The following is a 26,251-nucleotide window of genomic DNA, read 5'->3' as shown; positions in this document are numbered from 1 at the left end:
AAGCTCACTTATGAATGCGGAGCGTCTCGCGCTCCGTCACGATCCAGTCCAGCCGCTCGTCATGGCCGTCCACCGGCACCGCCGGCATCTCCTGCGCGGCGAAGGCCACGCCGACAGCGACCACTGCACCGCCGCCACGCAGGCCGTCCAGCGTCCGGTCGTAATAGCCGGCGCCATAGCCCAGCCGGTGGCCGGAGCGGTCGAAGGCCAGCAGCGGCACCAGCAGCAGCGACGGCAGCAGGACCGCACGCCCCTCCGCCGGTTCCTGGATGCCATAGCGGCCGGCCGCCATCGGCGCCTGCGGGTCCCAGTCGCGGAACATCAGCGCGGTGCCGCGCGGCCCCGAGACCGGCAGGCCGACCGGATGACCCAGATCTTTAAGATGGAGCAAAGCCGGCCGCGCGTCGAGTTCCGAGCCTAACGGCCAATATCCCCCGGCGGCACCGCGCGGCAGATGGCCGTCGCGCGCCAGTTCGGCGATGCGGTCACGCACGGCGGCGGAGGCGGTGGAGCGGTCACGGTCGGCGATGGCGTCGCGCCGGGCGCGCGCCTCGCGTCGGGCGGCGTCCTTGGCTTGCGGATCGGTCATCGCGGACTGCGTGCGGAGGGAAGAATAGGGTGGAAGGGGCCGCCTCGGCCGGTGGCCATATGCCTATCCTCCATGGCCTGCATGAGCAGGTGGGCGCCGTGTACCCGGCCCGATGGGCCGGACAGGGACAGCTCCCTAGAGTTCAAGGTTATCGGCCCTGGGGATTATTGCAGCCTGTCGAACCAGGCAGCGGTCCTTCCGTGTACCAATCTAGGCGCGCTCGAGCCGCGCGGCAACCTCTTCGATGCGTTTTGCGACACGATCGAGTTCGCCGGCCACCGCGGCCTCGTCGATTGCGGGGGCGATGCCCTTGCCGGACATCACGTCCTGCAACTCGTCGGCCAGCACCAGACAGGTCATCAGCATCATCTGCGCCTCCGACCCGCTGCGCCCGCCGCCGGTCAGCCGGCGCAGCCGGTCGTCCACATAGGCCGCCAGCTCGCGCAGCCTGCCCTCCTGCCCGTCCTCGCACAGCATGCGGTAGAAGCGACCGTTCACTTCGATGTCGACCTGCGCCATGGCGTCAGCTCTCCAGCACGTGTTGCAGGCGGGCGATGGCGACCTCCAGCCGCTGCGACACCGCTTCCGCGGTGGCCTGGGCGGTCGCCCGGTCGGCCCGCGCGGTTTCCAGCGCCTGCGACAGGTCCTGCTCACGCCGGACGACCCGCTCCTCGCGGGCGGCGGCGGCATGGTCGAGACGTTCCACGGCACGGCCGAGACGGTCGAGAGCAGCTTTCAGGGAATCCATGGACGTCAACCTCGACCTGTGGGCACGTCATGTTCGTTGGGCAGTGGACCCGGACCGGCGTTCCGCCAAGCCGAGCCGCTGCCTTATCGGAGCGCCTAGAGTTGGGCCGGCACGCCGACCGCGTCAACCGTCACGACGGACTCTTCCACCGAATGCCCATACTGAATACCGGGGCGTGACGGAACGCCGCAACCGATGCATCGGTGTCGAACCTTTAACCGGCGCGGGGCTTCCCACACGGACGAGAGGCCTCTGCCATGTCATTCGCTACCCCAATCCCATGTTGACCTGCGGACGGCGGTTCTGCATGGTGCGCCCGTTTCGCGGCGCCTTATCGGGGCGACCGCGCAACCACCGTTGCCGACGCCGCAACCGCGCCCGACCCGCAGGAAACGCCAGATGTCCGCTGACTCCGCCCAGCCCTCCCTCCACACGATGGCCAGCGCGATCCGCGCGCTCTCCATGGACGCGGTCGAGGCCGCGAAGTCCGGCCACCCCGGCATGCCGATGGGCATGGCCGACGTTGCGACGGTCCTGTTCACGCAGTTCCTGAAGTTCGATCCGAAGAACCCGACCTGGGCCGACCGCGACCGCTTCGTGCTGTCGGCCGGCCACGGCTCGATGCTGCTCTACTCGCTGGCCTACCTGACCGGCTACGAGCGGATGACCATCGACGAGATCAAGCGCTTCCGCCAGCTGCACAGCCTGACCCCCGGCCACCCGGAAGTCGACCCCAGCCTCGGCATCGAGATGACCACCGGCCCGCTGGGCCAGGGCGTCTCCACCGCCGTCGGCATGGCGCTGGCCGAGCGGATCACCAACGCCCGCTTCGGCGACGAGCTGATCGACCATTACACCTACGTCATCGCGTCCGACGGCGACCTGATGGAGGGCGTCAGCCACGAGGCCTGCTCGCTGGCCGGCCATCTCGGCCTGAACCGCCTGATCGTGCTGTGGGACGACAACCACATCTCCATCGACGGCACGACCGACCTCAGCTTCACCGACGACACCCAGGCGCGCTTCCGCTCCTACGGCTGGAACACCATCGCCGTCGACGGCCACGACACCGACGCCGTGTCGAAGGCCATCGCCCAGGCCCGCACCTCCACCGACAAGCCGACGCTGATCGCCTGCCGCACCATCATCGGCAAGGGTGCGCCGAACAAGGCCAACAGCCACGCCTGCCACGGCTCGCCGCTGGGCGCCGACGAGGTCGCCGCGACCCGCACCGCCATCGGCTGGACCCATGAGCCCTTCGTCGTTCCCGCCGAGGTGCTGTCCGCCTGGCGGGCCGCCGGCACCCGCAGCACCGAGGCCTACAACGCCTGGAGCAGCCGCCGCGCCACCCTGAGCGCCGAGGCCGGCAAGGCCTTCGACGAGGCGTTCAGCCATGGGGTGCCGAGCGCGCTGGCCGACACCATCGTCGCCTTCAAGCAGAAGATCAGCGCCGAGAAGCCGAGCTGGGCGACCCGCGTCGCCTCCGGCAACACGCTGGAAGTGCTGGTGCCGGCGATCCCGGAGATGGTCGGCGGCTCCGCCGACCTGACCCCGTCGAACAACACCAAGGTCAAGAACACCGCCGACGTGAAGGGCAAGGGCGAGTTCGCCGGCCGCTACGTCCGCTACGGCGTGCGCGAGCACGGCATGGCGACGCTGATGAACGGCATGACGCTGCATGGCGGCATCATCCCCTACGGCGGCACCTTCATGCAGTTCGCCGACTATTGCCGTCCGGCGATCCGTCTGGCCGCGCTGATGAAGCAGCGCACCGTCTTCGTGATGACCCACGACTCGATCGGTCTCGGCGAGGACGGCCCGACCCACCAGCCGGTCGAGCATCTGGCCGCTCTGCGCGCCATCCCGAACCTGCTGGTCCTGCGCCCGGCCGACGCGGTCGAGACCGCCGAATGCTGGCAGATCGCGCTGGAGGCCACCGGCGCCCCGTCGGTGCTGGCGCTGACCCGCCAGAACGTGCCTACGCTGCGCACCGAGCATACGCCTGAGAACCTGTCGGCCCGCGGCGCCTACGTGATCGTCGAGGCCGAGGGCGAGCGCAAGGCGACCATCCTCGCCACCGGCTCGGAAGTGTCGCTGGCGGTGGAGGCCCGCAAGGCCCTGCAGGCCCAGGGCATCGGCACCGCCGTTGTGTCTATGCCGAGTTGGGAACTGTTCGAGCGCCAGGACGATGCGTACAAGGCATCCGTGCTGGGCACCGGCGTGCGCGTCGGCGTCGAGGCGGCGATCCGTCTGGGCTGGGACCGCTGGCTGGGCGACAAGGGCGCCTTCGTCGGCATGACCGGCTTCGGCGAATCGGCCCCCTACCAGGAACTGTACAAGCACTTCGGCATCACCGCCGAAGCGGTCGTGGACGCCGTCAAAGCTCGTCTTTAAGGGCGCGTCTCTGAGAGAAGCCGAAGGGGCGTCCAGCCGAATTCGGGCGCCCCATATCCAACTGGAGGAAGTCATGGCTGTACGGGTAGCGATCAACGGTTTTGGCCGCATCGGCCGTCTGGTTCTGCGCGCCATCTACGAGAGCGGCCGCAAGGACGTGGAGGTCGTGGCGATCAACGACCTCGCCGATCTGAAGGCCAATGCGCACCTGCTGAAGTACGACAGCGTCCACGGCCGCTTCCCCGGCACCATCGAGACCGGCGACGGCGTCCTCATCGTCAACGGTCACTCCATCAAGGTCGTGCAGGAGCGTGACCCGGCCAAGCTGCCGTGGAAGGATCTGGGCGTCCAGATCGCCATGGAGTGCTCGGGCATCTTCACCAAGCGCGCCGACGCCGCCAAGCATCTGGAAGCCGGCGCCGAGAAGGTGCTGATCTCCGCTCCGGCGACCGACGAGGACATCACCGTCGTCTACGGCGTCAACCACGACAAGCTGACCGCCGAGCACCGGATCGTCTCCAACGCCTCCTGCACCACCAACTGCTTGGCCCCGGTGGCCTTCGTGCTGAACAACCTCGTCGGCATCGAAAAGGGCTTCATGACGACGATCCACTCCTACACGGGTGACCAGCGGATCGTCGACACCAACCACAAGGATCTGCACCGCGCCCGCGCTGCGGCCCTGAACATGATCCCGACCTCGACCGGTGCGGCCAAGGCGGTCGGCAAGGTGCTGCCGGAACTGAAGGGCAAGCTGGACGGCACCGCCATGCGCGTTCCGACCCCGAACGTGTCGGTCGTCGACTTCAAGTTCACCGCCAAGCGCAACACCTCGGTCGAAGAGATCACCAAGGCGATCTCCGATGCCGCCAACGGCCCGCTGAAGGGCGTGCTGGAAGCCTACACCGAGGATCTGGTCTCGACCGACTTCAACCACGACCCGCACAGCTCGATCTTCGCGCTGAACGAGACCAAGGTCATCGACGGCAACTTCGTCCGCATCATGACCTGGTACGACAACGAGTGGGGCTTCTCCAACCGCATGAGCGACACCGCCGTCGCCATGGCGAACGCCAAGTAAGCCTTGCTTCGGCAAGGAAAAGGCGCCTTCCCCGCGGAAGGCGCCTTTTTTCTTTGGGGCGACCTGCCCTCAGGCAGCCGTCAGGCCGCCCGCACCGTCGCCAGGAAGTCGCCGACCTGCGCGTTCAGCCCGGCGGCCTCGCTGGTCAGCTTGCCGAGCGCGTCGACCAGCTCGCGGGCAGTGCGGCCGCTCTCGTCGGACGCGGCGGTGACGCCGGAGATGCTGCTCGACACCTCGCCGGTGCCGGCGGCGGCCTGCTGGACCGAGCGGGTGATCTCCGCGGTTGCGGCGTTCTGCTGCTCGACCGCGGCGGAAATCGCCGTGGCGATGCCGCTCAGCCGCTCGATCACCGCTGCCACCTTCTGGATCTCCGTCACCGCCTGACCGGTCACCGTCTGGATGCCGCTCATCTGGCCGCCAATCTCGTCGGTGGCCTTGGCGGTCTGGTTGGCCAGGGCCTTCACCTCGCTGGCGACGACGGCGAAGCCCTTGCCGGCCTCCCCGGCCCGCGCCGCTTCGATGGTGGCGTTCAGCGCCAGCAGGTTGGTCTGGCCGGCGATGGAATTGATCAGCCCGACCACGGTGCCGATCCGCTCGACCGCCTCGGCCAGGCTGCCGATTCGGCCGGTGGCCTCCTGCGCCATGCCGACCGCCTCGCCGGCGACGCGGCTGGCTTCCGACACCTGCCGGCCGATCTCGACGATGGAGCCGGACAGCTCTTCCGACGCGGCGGCGACGGTCTGCACATTGGCGGCGGTGTCGTCGCTGGCGCTGGCGACGATACCGGCCAGCTGGCTGGTCTGCTCCGCCGCCTGCGACATCGCCCGCACCTTCTGCCCCAGCGCGTCGGTGGTGGTGGAGACGGAGCGGATCATGCCGCCCACCGTCCCCTCGAATTTCGCGGCCAGCCGGTCCATCGACTGGCGCTTCTCCTCCTCCACCCGGCGGGCGGCTTCGGCCTGCTCGGCCTCCAGCCGGCGGCTGGCCTCGGCATTGACCCGGAACACCTGCACCGCACGGCCCATGTCGCCCAGCTCGTCGCCGCTCTCCGTTTCCGGCACGGTGATGGAGAGATTGCCGTCGGCGAGCGCCCGCATGGCATCGGACAGGCGGCGGATGCGCCGGCTGATCGAGTTGCCGGCCAGCGCGATCAGCCCCACCACCGGCAGGGCGAGCCCGCCGACGATGGCCGCCATGGTCCACAGGCTACTGGCGAAGCGGGCATCCAGATCGTCGATGTAGACGCCGGTGCCGATCAGCAGTTGCCAGGGTTCGAACATCTTGACGTAGCTGAGCTTGGGCAGCGGCACTTCGCTGTTCGGCTTGGGGTACATGTAGTCCACGAACCCATCGCCCTTGGTCCGTGCGGTATCGACCAGCGAGCGGACGAAATACACGCCGTTGGCGTCCTTGTTGTCGCGCTGGTCCTTGCCGATGACGTCGGGCCGGACCGGGTGGATGACGGTCTGGTAATTCATGTTCTGGACGAAGATATAATCCTTGCCGTTGTAGAACATGGTGTTCAGGTTGGCCTTGAACCGCTCGAAGGCCTGTTCGCGCGTCAGGTGCCCCGCCTTGACTTCGGCTTCGTATCCAGCGGCCAATCCGTGAGCGGTCTGTACGACGGAGCGCAAGGTCTCCTTCCGCTCATCCAGCATGTTGCGCTGGTCGAGCCAAAGGGCGGCGGCGGCAATCGCGATGGACACGGCGCCGGCCAGCACGACCAAAGCCGACAGCTTGGCCCTCAGGGTCAGTTTCAGTGCGCTCATAGGCTATCCCCCCTTCGTTATAGAGGGGACCGAGCAAGGACGGTGCCAACCCGCAAAACGGGATGGACCCTTGACGCTGCCACGAAAAGGCGAAGGCGCACCGGGGCAATCCGCCATTCGTGCGAATGGCGGCTAGCAAGCTGCTTCGCATTCTGCGAAAAGTCAGCCGGCCTTGACGTCGGTGACCCCGGCGGCGCGGCCCAGGCACTCGGCGATCCAGGCGGACAGGCTTTTGCCCTCCCGCGCGGCGCAGTCGGCGACGGCGCGGTGCAGGATCGGGTTGATGCGGATGGCGAGACGGCCGGAGAAGGGCTGTTCGCCGTCGCCGCCCATATCGCAGGACAGATCGAGATAATCGTCCACCGCCCGCCGGAAAGACTCCCGCAGCTCGTCCACAGACCGGCCGGAAAAGGTGATGCCGTCGTGGGTGTTGATGACTTCGCCGACGAAGACGCCCGCTTCGTTGTCGAAGTCGATCTGGGCCTTGTAACCCTTGTATTCCATCATCGCGGCATTCCCGGGAGAGGTATTCCAATGAAACGGGCGCCGGCACTCCGGCCCCCACCCTCTGTGACTGACCATACTCCGGGACGGCGACCGCAGGGTTTGACCTGCCTCAATTCTCGCAACCGGTCGGGAGACGGCTGCGGACAGGCTGCGGAGTTGGAGCCCGGCGGCAGGCCCGGCTACAGTGGCCGCCTGCCCCTCCCCCATTGGCGCCCACCATGACCGCAACACCGCCCGTCCATCCGGTTCCGGCCCGGCCCATCCTGATCCGCAGCCTCGGCGACGCGCTGGCCGCGGCGCGGGCGGCCGAGTCGGCGGGCACGGCGCTGACCCTGATGGCGCCGTCGGCGGGGGGAGCGCTCTGGCTGCTCGGCGTGCTGGAGCGGGTGCGCCGCTCCCAACCCGGAGTGGCATCGACCGGACTGCTCGATTGCGGCGACCGGGCCGGCGAGGCGCAGGGGGCGCTGGCGGCCGGCGTGCCGGCCTTGCTGTTCACCGGCCATCCGCAGGCGGCGGACCGCCTGGCGGCAATCGCCGCGGCCCAGGGCGCCACCCTGCTGACCCGATGCCCGCCGCTGCTCGATCTCGCCGCCGAAGGTCGGGGGACCGACCGCGCCGAAAGGCTGGAGGCCCTATGCCGTGACTGGCTGGCGCGGGCCGAAGGATAGGGCCCGACTACCGCTTTTTCGCACAGCCTCTCCGCGCAAAGGTGGTGTAACGTCACCTTAGGATATTTTTGTGACACGCCGCCCTCCCTCCGATGCCGGATGACCCGCCCATGAGCATCACCTCCCTCACCACGCCGGATCAGACGATTGCGCAACCTCACCGTCCGGGGCAGGCCGCCGGCGGCCGGCACTCCGAACGGATGGGACACAGACCGGCTCCCGGACCGGAGAAGATGCGCGGCCTCAAGCTGGTTGCCGTCTGGGTCGGGCTGACCGTGGGGTCCTGGGCGGTGCTCGGCGGCGCCGGATACGGGCTCTACACGCTGGCAGGATCCCTTCTGCCCTAACCCCTTCGGACGGGTTCTGGTCCCCCGCAAGGGTCGTCCCCGACCGCAGGCCCTAGGCCGTTCAGGCGTGGCAAATGGCCGCTTTATGCCCCTCCCGCCGTTGCAAAGCGGCCCAATACGGGCTAAGACGGCGCCATTTCCAAGAATGCCCCAGGGGAAGAGCCACAATGAAGCTCACGCGCCGCGTCAAAGACATTCTCGCCAACTACGAGAGCGACAATCCCGGCACCAAGGCGAACCTCGCCCGCATCCTGATGGAAGGCAAGCTCGGCGGTACGGGCAAGCTGGTGATCCTGCCGGTCGACCAGGGCTTCGAGCACGGGCCCGCCCGCAGCTTCGGCCCGAACGATGCCGGTTATGACCCGCACTACCATTACCAGCTGGCCATCGACGCGGGCTGCAACGCCTACGCCGCTCCCCTGGGCTCGCTGGAAGCCGGCGCCGGCACCTTCGCCGGCTCGATCCCGCTGATCCTGAAGATGAACAGCGCCAACTCGCTGTCCACCCAGAAGGAAGCCGCCGACCAAGCCGTGACCGCCTCGGTCCAGGATGCGCTGCGCATCGGTGCGTCGGCCATCGGCTTCACCATCTATCCCGGCTCCGACGCCATGTACGCCCAGTACGAGGAGTTCCGCGAGCTGTCGAAGGAGGCCAAGTCCTACGGCCTCGCCACCGTGCTGTGGTCCTACCCGCGCGGCGGCGCCGTCACCAAGGACGGTGAGCTGGCCATCGACGTGATCGGCTATGCCGCCCACATGGCCGCTCTGCTGGGCGCCCACATCATCAAGGTCAAGCTGCCGTCGGCCACGCTGGAGCAGCAGGAAGCCAAGAAGATCTACGAGTCGAAGAACATCCCGATCGCCACCCAGGCGGAGCGGGTGAAGCACATCATGCAGTGCGCCTTCAACGGCCGCCGCATCGTGGTCTTCTCCGGCGGCGCCACCAAGGGCGAGGATGCAGTGTTCGAGGACGCCCGCGCCATCCGTGACGGCGGCGGCAACGGCTCGATCATTGGCCGCAACGCCTTCCAGCGCCCGCGCGAGGACGCCCTCAAGCTGCTCGACCGGATCATGAAGATCTACCAGGGCCGGGAGTAACACTTGGCCAAGGGAAAGCCGACGCAGGCGGAACCTGCCTGCCGACTGTACCTCGTGACGCCGCCGGCCCTGGAGCCGGCGGCGTTCGCGCCGATTCTGGCGGAAGCACTGGATGCGGGCGACGTCGCCTGCGTGCAGCTTCGCCTGAAGGACTGCTCCGAGGACGACATCCGCCGCGCCTGCGACGTGCTGCGCCCCATCGCGCAGGAGCGTGACGTCGCCTTCATCCTGAACGACCATCCGCGCCTGGCGCGGGAAGCCGGCTGCGACGGCGTGCATGTCGGCCAGACCGACACGCCCTATCGCGATGCCCGCAAGATCATGGGCAACGACGCCATCGTCGGCGTCACCTGCCACGACAGCCGCCATCTCGCCATGATCGCCGGCGAGGAAGGGGCGGATTACGTCGCCTTCGGTGCCTTCTTCCCCACCGCCACCAAGACGGCCGAATACAAGGCCGAGCCGGAGCTGCTGAGCTGGTGGTCGGAGCTGATGGAGGTTCCCTGCGTCGCCATCGGCGGCATCACCGCCGAAAACTGCGCGCCGCTGGTCACTGCGGGCGCCGATTTCCTGGCCGTTGTCAACGCCGTCTGGGGCCATCCCCAGGGTCCTGGCGCCGGGGTCCGGGCGCTGAACGCCGCTGTTGAGGCCGCACTCGCCGGCTGAACAGCCGGCCGATTACCTGGACGTTCCCAAGATCATGGACCTCCTGACGCCCGAGTCTCTGGGCATCCTGTTCGCCGTCGGCCTGCTGGCCGGCTTCGTCGATTCCATTGCCGGCGGCGGCGGCCTGCTGACCATTCCGGCCCTGCTGGCCGCCGGCCTGTCCCCCGCCGAGGCGCTGGCGACCGGCAAACTGCAATCCAGCTTCGGATCGCTGTCCGCCACCATCAAGTTCGTCCGCCGCGGCGAGGTCCATCCGGCGTCGATGCGGACGATGATCCTCTGCACCTTCGTCGGTGCCGGCGCCGGCGCGACGCTGGTGCAGATGCTCGACCCCAGCTTCCTGCGCGACGTCATCCCGATCCTGCTGATCGGCATCGCCCTCTATCTGCTGCTGTCGCCCAAGGCCGGCGACGTGGATGCCCACCAGCGCATCGGCGAGCATGCCTTCGCGCTCAGCATCGGCACCGGCATCGGCTTCTACGATGGCTTCTTCGGGCCGGGCACCGGCACCTTCTTCGCCATCGCCTTCGTCTCCCTGCTCGGCTACAACCTGCGCAAGGCGACCGCCCACACCAAGGTGCTGAACCTGACCAGCAATGTCGCGTCGCTGCTGTTCTTCATCGCCGGCGGCCATGTGCTGTGGACGGTCGGGCTGGTGATGGGCGTCGCGCAATATATCGGCGCCCAGGCCGGAGCCCATATGGTGATCCGCAACGGCGCCCGAGTCGTGCGCCCGATGCTGGTCGTCGCCTCCATCGTCATCACCGCCAAGCTGGTCTGGACCGACGAGCACAACATCCTGCGCGAACTGTTCAGCGCCGCCGCCGCCTGGGTCGCCTGACCGTCGCCTGAGGGGCAGCCTCCACCGCCCCTGAACCGCGTATCTCCGCCGATATCCGACCGTCTTGCGAACGCCGCCGTCGGGGTAAACCCCCATCCGGCGGCGTTCGCGCATGGGCGCTCGTCTTTTCCCCTTCCGATTTCCGTCAGGCTCCGCAAAGCTGTTCGTGTGGCCAACAAAAAGTGGTGCGAGCCCCTTTACGTAAGCGTCAGTTTGTGTATCATTGCGTCAATAACACAATTGGGGGAAGGAACGAATGTCTCCGACGACGCTCAAGACACGCCTGCTGACCGCCGCCGCCGCCATTGCGGTCACCGCGGCGACCGCCTCCACGGCCTTCGCCGCCGGCTTTGCGTTGAAGGAGCAGAGCGTATCGGGTCAGGGCACCGCCTATGCCGGCGTGACCGCCGGCGGCAACGGCGACGCCAGCTCGATGTTCTACAATCCGGCGACCATGGGGCTGGTGACCGGGATCGAGGCGGTGCAGACCGCCACCGGCGTCATCGTGAAGTCGAAGGTCGACAGCGCCAGCGCCAACCGCGCGCGGCGTCTGGGCGGCACCTCGATCAGCGGCAACGCCTCACCCGGCGACATCGCCCAGGACGCGCTGGTTCCCGCCGGCTACTTCGTCTATTCGATCGATGACGATCTGAAGGTCGGCATCTCGGCCAACGGCCCCTGGGGTCTGGTCACCGATTACGGCGACAGCTGGATCGGCCGCTATCACGGCATCCGTTCCGATCTGCGCACCTACAATTTTGCGCCGTCGGTGTCCTACCGCATCAACCCGATGATCACGCTGGGCGGCGGTGTCCAGATCCAGTATGCGAAGGCCAAGCTGTCGCAGTCGTCCGACTTCGGCGCCAGCCGCCTCGGCCGTCCCGGTTCGCTCGACGTGAAGAGCGACGTGACCGGCGACGACTGGGGCTGGGGCTTCACGCTCGGCGCCCTGATCGAGCCGGTGAAGGGCACCCGCGTCGGCCTCGCCTACCGCTCGGCGGTGAAGCACACGCTGACCGGCAGCATCTCCTTCACCGGACTGCCGGCGCCGCTTGCCGGCGCCCTGCCCGCCCAGAGCGCCAGCGCCGACCTGACCACGCCGGACATCGCCTCCATCGGCCTGTACCACGAGGTCAATGACCGCTGGGCGGTGATGGCCGACGTGCAGTGGACCAACTGGTCGCGCTTCCGCGAGCTGCGCGTGAACATCGCCAATCCGGCGCTCAACTCCGTGACGGAAGAGCACTGGAAGGACACCTGGTATTACGCGCTCGGCACTTCCTACAAGGTCACCGACAAGCTGACGCTGCGCGCCGGCGTCGCCTTCGACCAGGGTTCGGTCGACGTCGAATACCGCACGCCGCGCATTCCGGAGCAGAACCGCTACTGGCTGTCGGCCGGTGCCGGCTATCAGGTCACCGACAATCTGCGCGTCGATGCCGCCTACTCGCACGTCTTCATTCCGAAGACCTCGGTCGCCCTCACCGACGACCTGACCGGCCCCGAAGCCGGCCGCGGCAACCTGAATGTGGACTACAAGAGCAGCATCGACCTGATCGGCCTGCAGGCGAAGTTCACGTTCTAAGCGGCCCAGACGTCCCGTTCGCTCTTCCCACTCGCCCGCAAAGCCCCTCTCCTGTCACCGGAGAGGGGCTTTGTCATGTCACACCCCGGCGACCGGCAGCCACAGCACCTGCTCGATGCTCTCGGCGCCGCTGCACAGCATCGCCAGCCGGTCGAAGCCCATGGCGATTCCGCTGCTCTGCGGCATGCCGTGCTCCAGCGCCGCCAGGAAATCCTCGTCCACCGGGAAGCGCTCGCCATAGAGCCGCTCCTTCAGCGCCATGTCCGCCTCGAAGCGGGCGCGCTGCACCGCCGGATCGGTCAGTTCCCCGAAGGCGTTCGCCAGTTCCAGCCCGCAGGCATACAGCTCGAAGCGCTCCGCCAGCCGCGGGTCCTCCGGCTTCGGCCGCGACAGCGCCGCCATGCACAGCGGATAGTCGGTCAGCACGCAGGGCACGCCCTCGCCCAGATGCGGCTCGATCCGGTCGAACATGATGCGGAAGACGATGTCCTCCCAGCGGTCGCCCTCATGCGGCGCGATGCCGATGCGCGCCGCCTCCGCCGCCAGGGCGGCCGGGTCGGGATCGTGGCTGCCGTCATAGGTCGCCATCAGGTCGATGCCGGCATACTCGTGAAACGCCTCGGGCACGGTCAGAACACGCCAGGGCGCAAAGGGATCGCAGGTCATGCCGCGGAAGCCGAAGTTCCGCCGCCCGCCGGCCTCGGCCCCGGCGCACAGCAGTTCCCGGCAATCGTCGATCAGCGTGCGATAGCCCTCGCCTGCGCGATACCATTCCAGCATCGAGAATTCCGGCGCGTGCGTCCCCGACCGTTCGCCGTTGCGGTAGACATGCGCCAGTTGCCACAGCCGCGGCAGGCCCGCGACCAGCAGCTTCTTCATGGCGAATTCCGGGCTGGTGTGCAGGTAGAGCGGCCGGCTGTCGTCGGGGTGCGGTCCCCGCAGTTCGGTGGCGAAGGCCTGGAGATGCGGCTCCATCCCCGGCGACACCTGAAGGGCCGGCGTGTCGACCTCGATGAAGGCCAGCTCCTCGAACACGCGGCGGACGGCGTTCAGCACCCGGCCGCGCGCCGCCAGATAGGGCCGGCGGCGGGCCAGCGCCTCGGGATGCCAGGGGGGAAGTTCGGCGGATCGGATGGAGGCGGACATGTCGGCGCGCTCTTGATGGACGGTCGAAAGGGGTGCGGCCGCATCAGAGCACCCACGGCCGGCGTACTCAAGCCGGCTTGGGATTGGTCACAGCCGCTGCCTGTGATAAACTCCGCCCATCGGCGTCGAACCGCAGGGCCGGGCCGCAGGGTCGCGACGGATGGAACACTGAACAGGGTCGGCAAAAGCGTTTCAAACGTTCCAAACGTCGCATTGCTGGAGCCGTTCTAAACCCGGCGGGCCGGTTTGGCGAAGAATCGCCCGTCAATCGGCCGGATTGCGCGCGGTTATCGTTCCGCGCCGTTGCCTACCGGCGGTCAAGCTGGTAGGGTCCGCGCCGCCCATATTTCCGGAAGTCATGAGTAAGCCATGAAGGTCAATGCCAACACGATGCGCCCCGGCCATGTGCTGGAGCACAACGGTAAGCTCTGGGTCATCACCAAAACCGCCATCGTGCAGCCTGGCAAGGGCGGCGCCTTCATCCAGCTGGAAATGAAGGACGTTCGCACCGGCAACAAGTCGATCGAGCGGTTCCGCACCCAGGAGACCGTTGAGCGCGCTCGCCTGGACGAGCATGAGATGACCTTCCTCTTCGCCGAAGGTGACAGCTTCACCTTCATGGACAAGGAAAGCTTCGAGCAGGTCGCCATCCCGCGCGACATCATCGGCGAGCCGGCCGTCTTCCTCCAGGACGGCATGGAAGTCACCGTGCAGAGCCACGAAGGCTCGCCGCTGGGCGTCGAGATCCCCGGCAAGGTCACGCTGCTGATCACCGAGTCCGACCCGGTGGTGAAGGGCCAGACGGCCTCTTCGTCCTACAAGCCGGCCAAGCTGGAGAACGGCGTGTCGATCCTGGTTCCGCCGCATATCGAGGCCGGGACCCGCGTCGTCGTCGATACCGCCAGCGGCGAATACGTCGAGCGCGCCAAGGACTGATCCTTTCCAAGGTCCGTCCTGCCATCACCGGTCTTCGCCATGCGCGGAGGCCGGTGTATTGTTTTCTGGTTCCTGCTGCACGAAACGGTACACCAACACCCATGGCCACCCGCTCCGCTCTCATCAACGTCATGGTCCGCGCCGCCGAAAAGGCCGCGCGCGGTCTCGTCCGCGACTTCGGCGAGGTCGAACACCTCCAGGTGTCGCGCAAGGGGCCCGCGGACTTCGTGTCCGCCGCCGACCTGAAGGCCGAACGCACCCTGCGCGAGGAATTGCAGAAGGCGCGGCCCGAATTCGGCTTCCTGATGGAGGAGAGCGGCGCGTCCAAGGGCAGCGATGCCGAGGCGCGCTGGATCGTCGATCCGCTCGACGGCACCACCAACTTCCTGCACGGCCTGCCGCACTGGGCGATCTCCATCGGCGCCGAGCGCAACGGCGAGATCGTCGCCGGCGTGATCTACGCGCCCATCGTTGACGAGCTGTTCTGGACCGAGAAGGGTGCCGGCGCCTACGTCAACCACACCCGCCTGCGCGTGTCCGAACGCCGCAAGCTGGAGGATTGCGTGATCGCCACCGGCATCCCGTTCAAGGGGCGCGGCGACCACGCCACCTTCCTGAAGGAGCAGGAAGCGGTGATGAAGGAGGTCGCGGGCATCCGCCGCTTCGGCGCCGCCTCGCTCGACCTCGCCTACACCGCCGCCGGCCGATTCGACGCCTATTGGGAACGCGGCCTGGCTCCCTGGGACTGTGCGGCCGGCGTGCTGATGGTCACCGAGGCCGGCGGTTTCGTCGGCGAGATCGAGGGCGGCCGCAACCCGGTCTTCACCGGCAACGTGCTCGCCGCCAACAGCCACCTCCAGGTCCCGGTCGCCCGCCTGCTGAAGGGCGCCAAGGGCTGACCTCCGGCCCGCTCGTCCGCCGCCCTCCCGAACGGAGACGGCGGATGAGCGGTTGTGGCTGGAGCGATCGATAGGCTATGGTTTGCGGGACAAAGGTTTAACGGGACACATCGTTTTGCGCCGCTGGGGACACGCCGACCGCAAGCACCTTGCCGCCGCCGCTCTGTGCGCGGTCTGGACGCTCTCTCCGGCTGCCCTGTCGGCGGCTGCCCCAGCCACCGCCCCGGCCACCACTGCCGGCGCGACGCCCGCCGGCCTGACGCTGGAGAATGCGGTCCCCCTGTCGATCCCGCCGCGCCCCAGCCTGCGCACGCCGCCGCCGGTCAAGGCGCCGCCGCGCCTCACCCTGCCGCAGCCGCTCGAAGCCCCGCCGCCGCCGGCTTTGACCGAAGGTCCGGCCCAGCCGGCTCCGCGCTCCACCACCGCCAAGACCCAGCCTCCGGCCGCCGTTCCTGCCCAGCCGCCACAGCCCGCTGCCCAGGGGACGCCCGCCGTGCCGACGCCCGCCACTCCAGTTCCGGTCACGCCACGGACCGACACGGCTGCACTACCCCCTCCTCCGGAGGCGGCACCTCCTGCGGCTAGCCTGCCACCTTCGAGCGTTTTGAGCCTTGTGTTCCCGGCCGATGCCACCAATCTGCCGGATGCGGCGGACGCCGTGGTCGACCGGATCGTCGAACGGTTGCGCGCCAGCGACACCGCAAGGCTCCAGCTTCGCTCCTACGCCAGCGGCACGCCGGATACGGCGCGCGAGGCGCGGCAGCGGGCGCTGGCCCGGGCGCTGGCATTGCGCGAACGGCTGACCGCTTTCGGGATCCGCAGCACCCGCGTCGATGTCCGTGCGCTGGGCCTGGACGAGGGCGGTGGGGTTCCCGACCGCATCGACGCCGTCTTTCTGAACGAGTAGCAGCGCCCACACCGTGCGCGAGGTCTGATCGGAACACCCCTTCGGAGCATCATGACCGCCATAATCCCGACGACCCGACCGCAGGAGGTATCCGCCCTCATGACACGCCCGGAGCGGTTCCTGACCCGGATGATCCTGTTCCTGGTCGTGGTCTGCGCGGTGACCGGCCTGCTGTTCCCCGCCTTGCGCTCGGCCTTCCTCAACAACGCGCCGCTGAACGGCGTCATCCTGGCGACCTTGCTCGCCGGCATCGCCTTCATCTTCCGGCAGGTCCTGATGCTCCGCCCGGAAGTGGCGTGGCTGGAGCAGTACCAGAGCGGCGTCGCCCCGGCCACCCTGCAGGAGCCGGTGCTGCTGGCGCCGATGGCCCGCATGCTGGGCGAGCGGCGCGGCCGGCTGACCCTGTCGGCCCTGTCGATGCGCTCGATGCTGGACGGCATCGCCTCGCGCCTCGACGAGTCGCGGGAGTTGTCGCGCTATCTGATCGGCCTGCTGATTTTCCTCGGCCTGCTCGGCACCTTCTGGGGCCTGCTGCACACCGTGCAGTCGGTCGGCGGCGTCATCGGCAGCCTGTCGGTGCAGGGCGGCGATGTCGGCAGCATGTTCTCCCGTCTGCAACAGGGGCTGGAAGCGCCGCTGGTCGGCATGGGCACCGCCTTCTCCTCCTCGCTGTTCGGTCTGGCCGGATCGCTGGTGCTGGGCTTCCTCGAACTCCAGGCCAGCCAGGCCCACAACCGCTTCTTCCAAGATTTGGAGGACTGGCTGTCCAGCGCCACCCGCCTGTCGAGCGGGGCCGCCGGCGGGCTCGAGTCGGGCGACCATGCCGCGTCGGCCTATCTGACCGCCCTGCTGGAGCAGACCGCCGAGAACCTCGATTCGCTCCAGCGCACCGTCGCCACCGCCGAAGAAGGCCGCCGCGCCGCCAATGCCAATTTGATGGCGCTGACCGAGCGGCTGTCGAGCCTGACCGACCATATGCGGGCCGAACAGCAGCTCCTCCTGCGCCTTGGCGAGAACCAGCTGGAGGTGAAGGGACTGCTCGACCGGCTGGCGGAAAATTCCGGCGCCGGTTTCGACGACGCCTCGCGCCAGCATCTGCGCAATATGGACATCTACCTCGCCCGCATCGTCGAGGAATCGTCCAACGGCCGGGTCCAGGCGGTGCAGGAGATCCGCAGCGAGATCAAGCTGCTGGCCCGCACCATCGCCGCGCTTGCCGAAGAAGCCGACCAGCAGCCGCGCTGATACCCAGACCACCATAGGCCAACGCCGGGAGCACCCATGGCCAGCATCAGCCGCCGCAACGGCCACCGCGACGCCAGCGCATGGCCCGGCTGGGTCGACGCCCTCTCGTCGCTGGTGATGGTCGTCATCTTCCTGCTGATGGTCTTCGTCGTGGCGCAGTTCTATCTCGCCACCGCCCTGACCGGCCGCGACGAGCAGTTGACCGCGCTGAACCACAAGATCGCGGAGATGAACGACCTGCTGGCGATGGAGCGCGACGCCAACGCCGACCTGCGCGTCAACATCACCCAGCTGTCGACCGAGCTTCAGACCTCGGTCACCACCCGCGACGACATGACCCTGAAGCTGAGCCAGGTTCAGGAGGACCGCGACCGCACCGCCCGTACGCTGGAGGAACTCCAGCGCAACGTCCGCGTCGACCGCGAGACCCTGGACCTCAAGCTGAAGGAAATCCTCAGCCTCCAGGCCGACATCAAGGCCCTGCGCGACGCCCGGCAGAAACTGGAAGGCGAACTGGCCGCCGCCATGGCTGCGACCAAGCTGACCGAACAGCAGCGCCAAGCCCTGCTGGCCGAACTCGGCACCACCCGTGACCGGGCCAAGGCCCTGGAATCGGAGCTGGCATCGGCCACCGAGAAGACGATGCTGGCGCAGAAGGAGATCGACCAGCGCGACATCCGCCTGAAGGGGCTGGAGTCTCAGTTGGCCGGCAGCCGCACCCAGGCGCAGAAGGACCTGGAACAGCGCGATCTGCGCATCCGCGACCTGATGGCCTCCCTGACCGGCGAGCAGGCCGAAGGCACAAAGAGCAAGCAGCAGATCGACCTGCTGAACCAGCAGCTTCTGGCGCTCCGCGACCAGCTCGCCCGCATCGGTGCGGCGCTGGAGACGTCTGAGAAGGCGTCGGCGGAGCAGAAGGTGCAGATCGCCGAACTGGGCGCCCGGCTCAATCAGGCGCTCGCCGCCAAGGTCCAGGACCTCGCCCGCTACAAGTCGGAGTTCTTCGGCCGCGTCCGCGAGGCGCTGGGCAGCCGGCCCGACGTGCGGATCGTCGGCGACCGCTTCGTCTTCCAGTCGGAACTGCTGTTCCCGTCCGGGTCCGCCACGCTGGAGGAGGCCGGCAAGCAGCGGCTGGCCGACCTCGCCCGTACCCTGATCGAGATCGGCAAGGCGATCCCCTCCGACATCAACTGGGTCCTGCGGGTGGACGGCCATACCGACATCAAGCCGGTGCGCTTCCAGTTCGCTTCCAACTGGGAACTTTCTTCAGCCCGCGCGCTGTCGGTGGTCAAGTTCCTGATCGACCAGGGCATCCCGGCGGAGCGGCTGGCTGCCGCCGCTTTCGGTGAGTTCCAGCCCATCGATCCCGGCACCTCGGACGAGGCGCTGGCGAAGAATCGCCGCATCGAGATCAAGCTGGACCAGCGCTGAACGGAACCCCGCCGCGCGGATGGCTGTTTTCCTTCCATCGACGCTCGTGTCGACATGAGGAACCAGCCATGATGAAGACTGTCTTTGCCGCCTTGTTGGTCGCGGTCCTGGCCGGCGGCATCGCCGCCCTGCCCCACCCGGCCGAGGCGAAGGGATGCGTAAAGGGCGCCGCCGTCGGCGGCGTCGCCGGCCATATGGTCGGATCGGGCCATGGGGTGGCCGGCGCCGCGCTCGGCTGCGCGGTCGGCCACCACGAAGCCAAGAAGAAGGATGAGGCCACCAAGAAGCAGGCCGAGCAGCAGCAGGACCAGCACGGCAACAACCAGCCGTCGAAGTAAGCGCTGCCGAGCGGGATGGAGCGGCCCGGTCTAGGCCTGCCACTCCTCCCGCAGGATGGCGTAGAGGACATGGTCGCGCCATGCGCCGTCGATGCGCAGGTAACCGCGGGCATAGCCCTCGTGGGTGAAGCCGACCTTTTCCAACAGGCCGCGGCTCGGCAGGTTGGTCGGCAGGCAGGCGGCCTCGACCCGGTGCAGTCCGAGCTGGCCGAAGGCGAACTCCAGGGCCAGCCGGGTGCCGCCGGAGACATAGCCGTTGCGGGCGTAGGGCTGCCCGGCCCAGTAGCCGAGAGTCCCCATCTGCGCCACGCCGCGGCGGATGTTGGTGAGGCCGAGCCCGCCGACCAGCGCGTCGGTCCCCCGGTCGAAGATCAGGAAGCTGTAGCCGAGATCATCCCGCCATTCCTGCGCCTGCCGCCGCAGCCGCCGGGCGAAGGCGGTGCGGGTCAGGGCATCGGCCGGCCAAGTGGGTTCCCACGGCGTCAGGAATCCACGCGAGGTCGCACGGAGATCGGCCCACTCCCGCCAGTCGCGGGGCAAAGGCGGCCGGATGTAGCAATGCGATCCGTCGAGCCGGATCGCAGGAGGGCCGATGAGGCCGCTGCCGAGGAGGCGGATCATTGAGCGACCACCCTTCCCACCTTTCCATCCCCTCTCCCCCCTGGGGAGAGGGTTAGGGTGAGGGGGATCCGCCAGCCGAACGATCCACGCAATGCATCCCCCTCACCCCGACCCTCTCCCCGGGGGGGAGAGGGAGAAGAGTGCGGGTGGGAAGTGGGGACCGCCACCGTCTTCATCGTCAGGCGAGACGCTCCGCGATCCGGTCGTAGCTTTCCAGCTTGGCGATGGGACCGAGAGCGGCCACGGTTGGACGGCTGGCGCGCAGGCGGGACGCCGCCTTGACCACGGACTCGCGGTCGACGCCGTCGATCTTCGCCACGATCTCGTCCACCGGAACCGGGCGGTCGTAGATCAGGATCTGCTGACCCAGCTGCTCGCAGCGCGACATGGTGCTTTCCAGCGCCATCAGCGTGCCGGCCTTCAACTGAGCGCGGGCACGGGCGACTTCGTCCTCGGTGACGTCGGCGCCGACCTTGGCGATCTCGTCGCAGACGACGGGGACCAGCTCCGCCACCTCGTCCTCGCCGGTGCCGGCATAGACGCCGAAGAGGCCGCCGTCATGGTAGCCGCCGGTGAAGGTGTAGATGGAATAGACCAGCCCGCGCTTCTCCCGGACCTCCTGGAACAGGCGGGACGACATGCCGCCGCCCAGCAGGGTGGAGAGCACCGAGTGGGCGTAGAAGTCGGGGTCGTGCACCCCCACCCCGTCGAAGCCGAGCACGAGGTGCATCTGCTCCAGGTCGCGGTCCTCGCGGAAGTCGCCGCCGGTGTAGCGGGCGGTTTCCGGCTTGGGCGGGGCACCGCTCGGCAAGTCGCCGAAGGCCTTGAATGCGAGGTCGACCATCCGGTCATGCTCGATCCGGCCGGCGGCGCTCAGCACCATGCCGGGGGCGCCGTAATGGCCGGCGATGTAGTCGACCAGCGCCTCGCGCGGCAGGGATCCTACGATCTCCGCCGAGCCCAGCACCGGACGGCCGATGGCCTGGCCCGGATAGGCGGTGGACTGGAAATGGTCGAAGATGATGTCGTCGGGCGTGTCGGCGCTCTGGCCGATCTCCTGCAACACCACCGTGCGCTCGCGCACCAGCTCCTCGGCGTCCAGCATGGAGTGCTGGATCATGTCGGACAGGATGTCGAGCGCCAGCGGCGCATCCTCGTGCAGGACCTTGGCGTAATAGGCGGTCTGCTCGCGGGTGGTGTAGGCGTTCAGCTGGCCGCCGACATTCTCGATCTCCTCGGAGATGCGGAAGGCCGAACGGCGCCGGGTGCCCTTGAACAGCATATGCTCGACGAGGTGGGCGACGCCGTTGACGCTCGCCGCCTCGTTGCGGGTACCAACCCCGACCCAGCAGCCGAGCGAAACGGACTGCACGTCGGGCATGGTGTCGGTCGCGACGCGAAGCCCGTTGGGCAACGTCGTCACACGAATGGAACTCATGCGGCCTCCTGGGCGGCGCGGGCGCGCTTGGTGACGAAGTCCTGGACCGCCGCCAGATCGTTCGGCAGGTCGGACAGGCGCTCCTCGCGCACATAAAGATCGGACAGGCGCGGCGGCAGGTCCGGCCGGCGGCCGGTCGCCTTTTCCACCGCGTCGGGGAACTTGGCGGGATGGGCGGTGGCGAGAACCACCATGGGAACGGACGGATCGACACGGCCGGCGGCAACCGCCGCCTTGGCCGCCCCGATGCCGACCGCCGTGTGCGGGTCCAGCAGATACAGGCTGTCCTTCCACACCTCGGCGATGGTCGCCATGGTGGCGGCCTCGTCCACCCGGTGGCCGGAGAAGATGGCCAGCGCGCGGGCGAGCTGCGCGTCGGTCACCGCGAACTTGCCCTCGGTGCGGAAGCGGTTCAGCGCCTCCGTCACCGCGGTGCCGTCGCGGTCGAGCAGGTCGAACAGCAGCCGTTCGAAGTTGGAAGAGATCTGGATGTCCATGCTGGGAGACAAGGTAGGCACGACGGGCGTCGCGACCATGCTCCCACTGGCGAAAAAGCGCGCCAGGATGTCGTTGCTGTTGGAACCGACCACCAGCGTCTCGATCGGCAGCCCCATGGAGCGGGCGCCATAGGCGGCATAGACGTTGCCGAAATTGCCGGTCGGCACGGTGAAGTCGAGCTTGCGGTCCGGGGCGCCCAGCGCCACCGCGGCGGTGAAATAATAGACGATCTGGGCCATGATGCGGGCCCAGTTGATCGAGTTCACCGCCGACAGCCCCATCCGGTCGCGGAAGGCGCCGTCGTTGAACATCGCCTTCACGAGGTCCTGGCAGTCGTCGAAAGTGCCGTCCAGCGCGATGTTGTGGACGTTGGACGACAGCACGCTGGTCATCTGCCGGCGCTGCACCTCGGAGGTGCGGCCCTTGGGATGCAGGATGAAGATGTCGACGTTCTGGCGGTCGCGGCAGGCCTCGATGGCGGCCGAGCCGGTGTCGCCGGAGGTGGCGCCGACGATGGTCACCCGCTGCCCGCGCTTGGTCAGCACATGGTCGAACAGGCGGCCGAGCAGTTGCAGAGCCACGTCCTTGAAGGCGAGCGTGGGCCCGTGGAACAGCTCCAGCACCCAGGTGGCCGGATCGACCTGCACCAGCGGGGTCACCGCGGCATGGTCGAAGCTGGCATAGGCGTCACGGACGATGGCGCGGAATTCGTCCTCGGCAATGGAACCGCCCAGGAAGGGCAGCATCACCCGGACGGCGATCTCGCTGTAGGGCAGCCCGCGCATGGCGCGGATGTCGTCGGCCGTGAACTGCGGCCAGGTCTCCGGCACATAGAGGCCGCCGTCGCGCGCCAGCCCGGCAAGAAGGACGTCTTCGAAACCCAAGACCGGGGCCGCGCCCCGCGTGCTGACGTACCGCACCGCTTACACTCCGTCCGATGAAGTGGGCATAGTTAGCGAGGACCCCGCCCGCACGCAAGCGGTGCGGGACGCACGGCGCATATTCCCGATGGTGGGGGCGTCCGATGGCCGGGGATGGCAGGTTCGGAACATCGTGAAACAGGTTTCCGGAAACGTTCCATCCTGACCGACCCGTTCCCCGCCGGCTCCGGACGGACGGCATGGAACAACGTGAAACGGTTTTCCGGAAACGTTCCATCGTTCCAGCCCGACCGGCCTCTTCGCCGGCGGCTCCGGATGGACGGTGTGGAACAGCATGAAACGGTTTCCCGGAAACGTTCCATCCATCCCGGCCCGAACCTCTCACGCGGCCTCCTCGACCGCCTCGTCGGCACCACGGCGGCGCACCAGCGAGGCGGCATGCTCCAGGACCTCCGGACCGGCACCGGGGCGGTGGGCGTTCTCCGCGATGTGGCGGCGGTAGGCACGGGCGCCGGGCAGTCCCTGGAACAGGCCCAGCATGTGGCGGGTGATGCTGGACAGCGGCGTGCCGCGCGTCATCCGCGCCTCGATGTAGGGCAGCATCGCCCCGATCACCGCATGGCGGTCGGGTCCGGGCTCCCGGCCCATCAGGCGTCGGTCGGCGTCGGCCAGCAGATAGGGCGTCTCGTAGGCGGCGCGGCCGATCATCACGCTGTCGAGGGTGCAGAGATGCTCCTCGGCCTCGTCCAGCGTGCGGATGCCGCCGTTGATGGCGATGGTGAGATGCGGGTATTCCGCCTTCAGCCGGTGGACGAGGTCGTAGCGCAGCGGCGGGATGTCCCGGTTCTCCTTGGGGCTGAGGCCCTTCAGCCAGGCCTTGCGGGCATGGACGATGAAGTGGGTGCAGCCGGCGGCGGAGACGGTGCGGATGAAATGGTCGAGCGTCGGCCATTCCTCCATCTCGTCGATGGCGATGCGCGACTTGACGGTGACCGGGATCGACACGGCGTCGCGCATGGCGCCGACCAGCCGGGCGACCAGATCGGGCTCCGCCATCAGGCAGGCGCCGAAGCGGCCGGACTGCACGCGGTCGCTGGGGCAGCCGACGTTGAGGTTGACCTCGTCATAGCCCCACTCTTCCACGATGCGGGCGCAGGCGGCGAGATCCGCCGGGTCCGATCCGCCGAGCTGGAGCGCCACCGGATGCTCCTCCGCATCGAAGCCCAGCAGCCGCTCGCGGTCGCCATGCAGCACGGCGCCCGTGGTCACCATCTCGGTATAGAGCAGGGTCGAGCGCGACAGCAGACGGTGGAAGTACCGGCAATGCCGATCGGTCCAGTCCATCATCGGGGCGACGCTGAGGGGGATGGCGGGGGTGATGAGGTTCGGAGCGGTCATCGCGGTCAGCTCTGCTGCGGCCGGAAAAATCAGGATGGGCGAAACGGGATCGGCGGGCAACCGCCGGGCACAAATTCCGCCAAAAGCAAAAGGCCCGGCTATACAGCCGGGCCTTCTAAGCTTGTCGCGCATCTTCGAGAAGATGGCGTCCCCGACGGGAGTCGAACCCGTGTCGCCGCCGTGAAAGGGCGGTGTCCTAGGCCTCTAGACGACGGGGACGTCGTTCGCGGTGACGCGCTTTCTAAAGATCGGAGCCGCGCAGCGCAAGCGCTTTTTTGCATCCTCCGATACTTTTTGCGCCCTGCCCGCCCAACGCCTTGCCGACGCTCAGGCCGAGCGCGCCGGTGCCGCGTCGTCGATCAGCAGCTGGACCCCTTCCGAACCGTTCCAGCGGTCGATGCGCAGCACGCCGGCAAGGTGGAACGGGGTGCCGCGGCCGGTCAGCAGGGCCTGGCCCATGTCGCTGTCGAGCGCGCGGAAGGCGATGGCCTTCAGCCGGGCGCCGTCGTTGCCTTGCAGGATGCAGCGGACATGGTTGGCGCCCACCACGTCGGCGCGCACGACGCGGGCATCGGCGATGGCGAAGCGCGGTTCGGCGTTGCCGGTGCCGTAGGGACCGAGCTTGTCGAGCGTCGTCACCAGACCGACGCTGGCGCCGCCGACCGACAGGGCGCCGTCCAGTTCCAGCGTCGGCACCAGCGGGGCGGACGCCACCTGTTCGGAGATGCGGCTGTGCAGGAAGTCACGCAGCGCGTCGATCTTGTCACCGGCCACGGTGAAGCCCGCCGCCATGCGGTGGCCGCCGCCGGCCAGCAGCAGACCCTCCTGCCGGGCGGCGATGACCGCCGCGCCGAGATCGACGCCGCGCACCGAGCGGCCCGACGCCTTGCCGATGACGGTGCCGTCGGCGGTTTCCTCCAGCGCCACCACGCAGGCCGGGCGGCTGTAGCGCTCCTTCAGCCGGGCGGCGACGATGCCGATGACGCCGGGGTGCCAGCCGACACCGGTGACGAAGACCAGATCGGTCGTGCGCCCGGCCTCGGCGGCAACGCGCTCCAGCGCCTCGTCAAGGACCGCCTGCTCGATGGTCCGGCGCTCGGCGTTGTGGCCCTCAAGCCGCTGGGCCAGTTCCATCGCCTCGATGGGATCGTCGGTGGAGAGCAGGCGGGCGCCGAGGTCGGACGCCCCCACCCGGCCGCCGGCATTCACGCGGGGCCCCAGGACATAGCCGGCATGGTAGGCGTCCGGCTTCTCCTTCACCCCCGCCACGTCGGACAGGGCGGCGAGGCCGGGGTTGGCACGCCGCGCCATCACCTTCAGCCCCTGCGCCACCAGCGCGCGGTTCAAACCGGTCAGCGGCACCACGTCGCACACCGTGCCGAGCGCCACGATGTCGAGCCATTCCATCAGGTTGGGCTCCGCCCGGTCGCGGTAGAAACCGGACTGGCGAAGCACGCGGTTGATGGCGACGATGGTGATGAAGGTCACACCGGCGGCGCAGAGGGTACGGTAGGCGCCGTCTTCGTCCAGCCGGTTGGGGTTGACCAGCGCGACGGCGGGCGGCAGGCGCGGTTCGGCGGCATGGTGATCGAGCACGACGACATCCAGCCCGGCCTCGGCCGCCGCCTCCAGCGCCGCGAAGGCGGAAATGCCGCAATCGACCGTCACCACCAGCCGCACCCCCTCCCCTTTCAGGCGAAGCAGCGCCGGAGCGTTGGGGCCGTAGCCCTCGGTGATGCGGTCGGGGACATAGACGCGGATGTCGGCGCCGAGCGCGCGGAAGAAGCGGCGCAGCAGCGCGGCAGAGGTGGCGCCGTCGACATCGTAGTCGCCGAAGACGGCCACCGGCTCACCGTCGCGGATGGCCCGCGCAATGCGCTCGGCCGCCGGATCCATGTCGCGGAAGCGCGACGGATCGGGCAGCAGGGCCTTCAGCGTCGGGTTGAGGAAGGTTTCGCAACTCTCCTCGGTGACGCCGCGGGCGGCCAGCACCCGGCCGACGATCTCCGGCAACCCGCGACCCTGGGTGAGCGCCTGCGCCTGCCGCTCGTCGCAGGGCCGCGCCTGCCAGCGCTTGCCGGACAGGGAGGCGGCGACGTTGAGGAAGGCGGCGGGCTCGGTCATGGCGGTGCGGCACGGTCTCTCTGGGATGGGGGCACAGCCATAACAGAGATGGGCGCGCGGCGCACGGGTGGGTATGGGCAGGGGTGGGATGTGGGGG

The 26,251-nt window shown here is 68.4% G+C and carries 25 protein-coding genes, 1 tRNA gene and 1 other RNA gene; 14 read left to right on the top strand and 13 right to left on the bottom strand.

The window, feature by feature from the left end:
- Positions 1-4: 4 nt before the first annotated feature.
- The 4 genes from ABNQ39_RS02540 to ABNQ39_RS02525 form a co-directional block, all read right to left on the bottom strand.
- Entirely contained in the window at positions 5-589 is a 585-nt protein-coding gene (locus ABNQ39_RS02540) for a 5-formyltetrahydrofolate cyclo-ligase (RefSeq protein WP_376958679.1), read from the bottom strand.
- A 32-nt stretch (positions 590-621) separates the two neighbouring features.
- A non-coding RNA gene (gene ssrS / locus ABNQ39_RS02535) (6S RNA) lies at positions 622-785 on the bottom strand.
- A gap of 14 nt (positions 786-799) precedes the next feature.
- Positions 800-1,108, bottom strand: coding sequence for a cell division protein ZapA (locus tag ABNQ39_RS02530; RefSeq protein ID WP_098740243.1), 309 nt, complete (start codon positions 1,106-1,108; stop codon positions 800-802).
- Positions 1,109-1,112: 4 nt separating this feature from the next.
- Positions 1,113-1,337, bottom strand: coding sequence for a hypothetical protein (locus ABNQ39_RS02525; protein WP_109448310.1), 225 nt, complete (start codon positions 1,335-1,337; stop codon positions 1,113-1,115).
- A gap of 399 nt (positions 1,338-1,736) precedes the next feature.
- Between ABNQ39_RS02525 and tkt the strand changes: the two genes are divergently transcribed.
- Together tkt and gap are read left to right on the top strand one after the other, a co-directional pair.
- A complete protein-coding gene (gene tkt, locus ABNQ39_RS02520; RefSeq protein WP_376958676.1) occupies positions 1,737-3,731 on the top strand; it encodes a transketolase in 1,995 nt (664 codons plus the stop codon).
- Positions 3,732-3,804: 73 nt separating this feature from the next.
- On the top strand, positions 3,805-4,812 hold the full coding sequence (gene gap / locus ABNQ39_RS02515) for a type I glyceraldehyde-3-phosphate dehydrogenase (protein WP_376958674.1): 1,008 nt from the start codon (positions 3,805-3,807) through the stop codon (positions 4,810-4,812).
- Positions 4,813-4,892: 80 nt separating this feature from the next.
- Here the strand turns inward: gap and ABNQ39_RS02510 are convergent, their stop codons facing one another.
- The gene (locus ABNQ39_RS02510) at positions 4,893-6,581 is read right to left on the bottom strand and encodes a methyl-accepting chemotaxis protein (RefSeq protein ID WP_376958672.1); all 1,689 of its coding nucleotides are present in this window, start codon (positions 6,579-6,581) and stop codon (positions 4,893-4,895) included.
- Between the two features lie 162 nt (positions 6,582-6,743).
- Complete coding sequence (locus tag ABNQ39_RS02505; RefSeq protein WP_376958670.1) at positions 6,744-7,088, bottom strand: type II toxin-antitoxin system HicB family antitoxin; 345 nt, start codon at positions 7,086-7,088, stop codon at positions 6,744-6,746.
- A 218-nt stretch (positions 7,089-7,306) separates the two neighbouring features.
- Here ABNQ39_RS02505 and ABNQ39_RS02500 point away from each other — a divergent pair, with 218 nt between their 5' ends.
- The 6 genes from ABNQ39_RS02500 to ABNQ39_RS02475 all read left to right on the top strand — a co-directional run bounded on the left by ABNQ39_RS02500 (position 7,307) and on the right by ABNQ39_RS02475 (position 12,292).
- A complete protein-coding gene (locus ABNQ39_RS02500; RefSeq protein ID WP_376958668.1) occupies positions 7,307-7,756 on the top strand; it encodes a hypothetical protein in 450 nt (149 codons plus the stop codon).
- A 110-nt stretch (positions 7,757-7,866) separates the two neighbouring features.
- Entirely contained in the window at positions 7,867-8,103 is a 237-nt protein-coding gene (locus ABNQ39_RS02495) for a hypothetical protein (protein WP_376958666.1), read from the top strand.
- Between the two features lie 167 nt (positions 8,104-8,270).
- On the top strand, positions 8,271-9,200 hold the full coding sequence (locus ABNQ39_RS02490; RefSeq protein ID WP_376958664.1) for a class I fructose-bisphosphate aldolase: 930 nt from the start codon (positions 8,271-8,273) through the stop codon (positions 9,198-9,200).
- A gap of 3 nt (positions 9,201-9,203) precedes the next feature.
- Positions 9,204-9,866 (top strand): thiamine phosphate synthase, encoded by a 663-nt coding sequence (gene thiE, locus ABNQ39_RS02485; RefSeq protein WP_376958662.1) that lies wholly within the window; start codon positions 9,204-9,206, stop codon positions 9,864-9,866.
- Positions 9,867-9,900: 34 nt separating this feature from the next.
- The gene (locus ABNQ39_RS02480) at positions 9,901-10,707 is read left to right on the top strand and encodes a TSUP family transporter (RefSeq protein ID WP_376958660.1); all 807 of its coding nucleotides are present in this window, start codon (positions 9,901-9,903) and stop codon (positions 10,705-10,707) included.
- A gap of 256 nt (positions 10,708-10,963) precedes the next feature.
- Positions 10,964-12,292, top strand: coding sequence for an OmpP1/FadL family transporter (locus ABNQ39_RS02475; protein ID WP_376958658.1), 1,329 nt, complete (start codon positions 10,964-10,966; stop codon positions 12,290-12,292).
- Between the two features lie 78 nt (positions 12,293-12,370).
- Here the strand turns inward: ABNQ39_RS02475 and epmA are convergent, their stop codons facing one another.
- Entirely contained in the window at positions 12,371-13,438 is a 1,068-nt protein-coding gene (gene epmA, locus ABNQ39_RS02470) for an EF-P lysine aminoacylase EpmA (RefSeq protein WP_376958656.1), read from the bottom strand.
- Between the two features lie 369 nt (positions 13,439-13,807).
- Here epmA and efp point away from each other — a divergent pair, with 369 nt between their 5' ends.
- The 6 genes from efp (at position 13,808) to ABNQ39_RS02440 (ending at position 19,194) form a co-directional block, all read left to right on the top strand.
- Positions 13,808-14,374 (top strand): elongation factor P, encoded by a 567-nt coding sequence (gene efp, locus ABNQ39_RS02465; protein ID WP_109048864.1) that lies wholly within the window; start codon positions 13,808-13,810, stop codon positions 14,372-14,374.
- 101 nt (positions 14,375-14,475) lie between these two features.
- Positions 14,476-15,273, top strand: coding sequence for an inositol monophosphatase family protein (locus ABNQ39_RS02460; RefSeq protein ID WP_376958653.1), 798 nt, complete (start codon positions 14,476-14,478; stop codon positions 15,271-15,273).
- Between the two features lie 115 nt (positions 15,274-15,388).
- Entirely contained in the window at positions 15,389-16,180 is a 792-nt protein-coding gene (locus ABNQ39_RS02455; protein ID WP_376958652.1) for an OmpA family protein, read from the top strand.
- A gap of 51 nt (positions 16,181-16,231) precedes the next feature.
- Entirely contained in the window at positions 16,232-17,425 is a 1,194-nt protein-coding gene (locus ABNQ39_RS02450; protein WP_376958650.1) for a flagellar motor protein MotA, read from the top strand.
- Positions 17,426-17,461: 36 nt separating this feature from the next.
- The gene (locus tag ABNQ39_RS02445) at positions 17,462-18,856 is read left to right on the top strand and encodes a peptidoglycan -binding protein (RefSeq protein WP_109048868.1); all 1,395 of its coding nucleotides are present in this window, start codon (positions 17,462-17,464) and stop codon (positions 18,854-18,856) included.
- Between the two features lie 68 nt (positions 18,857-18,924).
- Positions 18,925-19,194: a hypothetical protein gene (locus ABNQ39_RS02440; protein WP_376958648.1), complete on the top strand. Its 270-nt coding sequence runs from the start codon at positions 18,925-18,927 to the stop codon at positions 19,192-19,194.
- A 30-nt stretch (positions 19,195-19,224) separates the two neighbouring features.
- On the opposite strand, the gene ABNQ39_RS02435 is transcribed toward ABNQ39_RS02440, so the two are convergent.
- From ABNQ39_RS02435 to recJ, 6 genes are all read right to left on the bottom strand, one after another.
- Entirely contained in the window at positions 19,225-19,815 is a 591-nt protein-coding gene (locus ABNQ39_RS02435) for a GNAT family N-acetyltransferase (RefSeq protein WP_376958646.1), read from the bottom strand.
- Between the two features lie 178 nt (positions 19,816-19,993).
- Positions 19,994-21,253, bottom strand: coding sequence for a M16 family metallopeptidase (locus tag ABNQ39_RS02430; protein ID WP_376958644.1), 1,260 nt, complete (start codon positions 21,251-21,253; stop codon positions 19,994-19,996).
- Positions 21,250-22,671 carry a threonine synthase gene (gene thrC, locus ABNQ39_RS02425; protein WP_376958643.1) on the bottom strand — a complete coding sequence of 474 codons (1,422 nt, stop codon included), beginning with the start codon at positions 22,669-22,671 and terminating at the stop codon, positions 21,250-21,252. Before thrC ends, ABNQ39_RS02430 begins: the two co-directional genes overlap by 4 nt.
- Positions 22,672-23,013: 342 nt before the next feature.
- The gene (gene dusA / locus ABNQ39_RS02420) at positions 23,014-24,030 is read right to left on the bottom strand and encodes a tRNA dihydrouridine(20/20a) synthase DusA (RefSeq protein WP_376958641.1); all 1,017 of its coding nucleotides are present in this window, start codon (positions 24,028-24,030) and stop codon (positions 23,014-23,016) included.
- A gap of 143 nt (positions 24,031-24,173) precedes the next feature.
- A tRNA-Glu gene (locus ABNQ39_RS02415) sits at positions 24,174-24,249 on the bottom strand.
- Positions 24,250-24,357: 108 nt separating this feature from the next.
- The gene (recJ, locus tag ABNQ39_RS02410) at positions 24,358-26,154 is read right to left on the bottom strand and encodes a single-stranded-DNA-specific exonuclease RecJ (protein WP_376958639.1); all 1,797 of its coding nucleotides are present in this window, start codon (positions 26,152-26,154) and stop codon (positions 24,358-24,360) included.
- Positions 26,155-26,251 lie beyond the last annotated feature (97 nt).

The organism is Azospirillum sp. A26, assembly GCF_042604635.1.
In the GTDB taxonomy this organism is placed as follows: domain Bacteria; phylum Pseudomonadota; class Alphaproteobacteria; order Azospirillales; family Azospirillaceae; genus Azospirillum; species Azospirillum palustre.
This window is presented reverse-complemented; position numbering and strand designations above follow the sequence as displayed.

What these genes read in the sequence shown, in the direction of transcription:
- ABNQ39_RS02495 (WP_376958666.1), top strand. Translation starts at nt 7,867, where the DNA reads ATGAGCATCACCTCCCTCACCACGCCGGATCAGACGATTGCGCAACCT.
- ABNQ39_RS02475 (WP_376958658.1), top strand. Translation starts at nt 10,964, where the DNA reads ATGTCTCCGACGACGCTCAAGACACGCCTGCTGACCGCCGCCGCCGCC.
- ABNQ39_RS02450 (WP_376958650.1), top strand. Translation starts at nt 16,232, where the DNA reads ATGACCGCCATAATCCCGACGACCCGACCGCAGGAGGTATCCGCCCTC.
- ABNQ39_RS02490 (WP_376958664.1), top strand. Translation starts at nt 8,271, where the DNA reads ATGAAGCTCACGCGCCGCGTCAAAGACATTCTCGCCAACTACGAGAGC.
- ABNQ39_RS02525 (WP_109448310.1), bottom strand. Translation starts at nt 1,337, where the DNA reads ATGGATTCCCTGAAAGCTGCTCTCGACCGTCTCGGCCGTGCCGTGGAA.
- ABNQ39_RS02445 (WP_109048868.1), top strand. Translation starts at nt 17,462, where the DNA reads ATGGCCAGCATCAGCCGCCGCAACGGCCACCGCGACGCCAGCGCATGG.
- efp (WP_109048864.1), top strand. Translation starts at nt 13,808, where the DNA reads ATGAAGGTCAATGCCAACACGATGCGCCCCGGCCATGTGCTGGAGCAC.
- recJ (WP_376958639.1), bottom strand. Translation starts at nt 26,154, where the DNA reads ATGACCGAGCCCGCCGCCTTCCTCAACGTCGCCGCCTCCCTGTCCGGC.
- ABNQ39_RS02530 (WP_098740243.1), bottom strand. Translation starts at nt 1,108, where the DNA reads ATGGCGCAGGTCGACATCGAAGTGAACGGTCGCTTCTACCGCATGCTG.
- ABNQ39_RS02500 (WP_376958668.1), top strand. Translation starts at nt 7,307, where the DNA reads ATGACCGCAACACCGCCCGTCCATCCGGTTCCGGCCCGGCCCATCCTG.
- gap (WP_376958674.1), top strand. Translation starts at nt 3,805, where the DNA reads ATGGCTGTACGGGTAGCGATCAACGGTTTTGGCCGCATCGGCCGTCTG.
- epmA (WP_376958656.1), bottom strand. Translation starts at nt 13,438, where the DNA reads ATGTCCGCCTCCATCCGATCCGCCGAACTTCCCCCCTGGCATCCCGAG.
- ABNQ39_RS02540 (WP_376958679.1), bottom strand. Translation starts at nt 589, where the DNA reads ATGACCGATCCGCAAGCCAAGGACGCCGCCCGACGCGAGGCGCGCGCC.
- ABNQ39_RS02460 (WP_376958653.1), top strand. Translation starts at nt 14,476, where the DNA reads ATGGCCACCCGCTCCGCTCTCATCAACGTCATGGTCCGCGCCGCCGAA.
- tkt (WP_376958676.1), top strand. Translation starts at nt 1,737, where the DNA reads ATGTCCGCTGACTCCGCCCAGCCCTCCCTCCACACGATGGCCAGCGCG.
- ABNQ39_RS02430 (WP_376958644.1), bottom strand. Translation starts at nt 21,253, where the DNA reads ATGAGTTCCATTCGTGTGACGACGTTGCCCAACGGGCTTCGCGTCGCG.
- ABNQ39_RS02510 (WP_376958672.1), bottom strand. Translation starts at nt 6,581, where the DNA reads ATGAGCGCACTGAAACTGACCCTGAGGGCCAAGCTGTCGGCTTTGGTC.
- ABNQ39_RS02435 (WP_376958646.1), bottom strand. Translation starts at nt 19,815, where the DNA reads ATGATCCGCCTCCTCGGCAGCGGCCTCATCGGCCCTCCTGCGATCCGG.
- ABNQ39_RS02440 (WP_376958648.1), top strand. Translation starts at nt 18,925, where the DNA reads ATGATGAAGACTGTCTTTGCCGCCTTGTTGGTCGCGGTCCTGGCCGGC.
- dusA (WP_376958641.1), bottom strand. Translation starts at nt 24,030, where the DNA reads ATGACCGCTCCGAACCTCATCACCCCCGCCATCCCCCTCAGCGTCGCC.
- ABNQ39_RS02505 (WP_376958670.1), bottom strand. Translation starts at nt 7,088, where the DNA reads ATGATGGAATACAAGGGTTACAAGGCCCAGATCGACTTCGACAACGAA.
- ABNQ39_RS02480 (WP_376958660.1), top strand. Translation starts at nt 9,901, where the DNA reads ATGGACCTCCTGACGCCCGAGTCTCTGGGCATCCTGTTCGCCGTCGGC.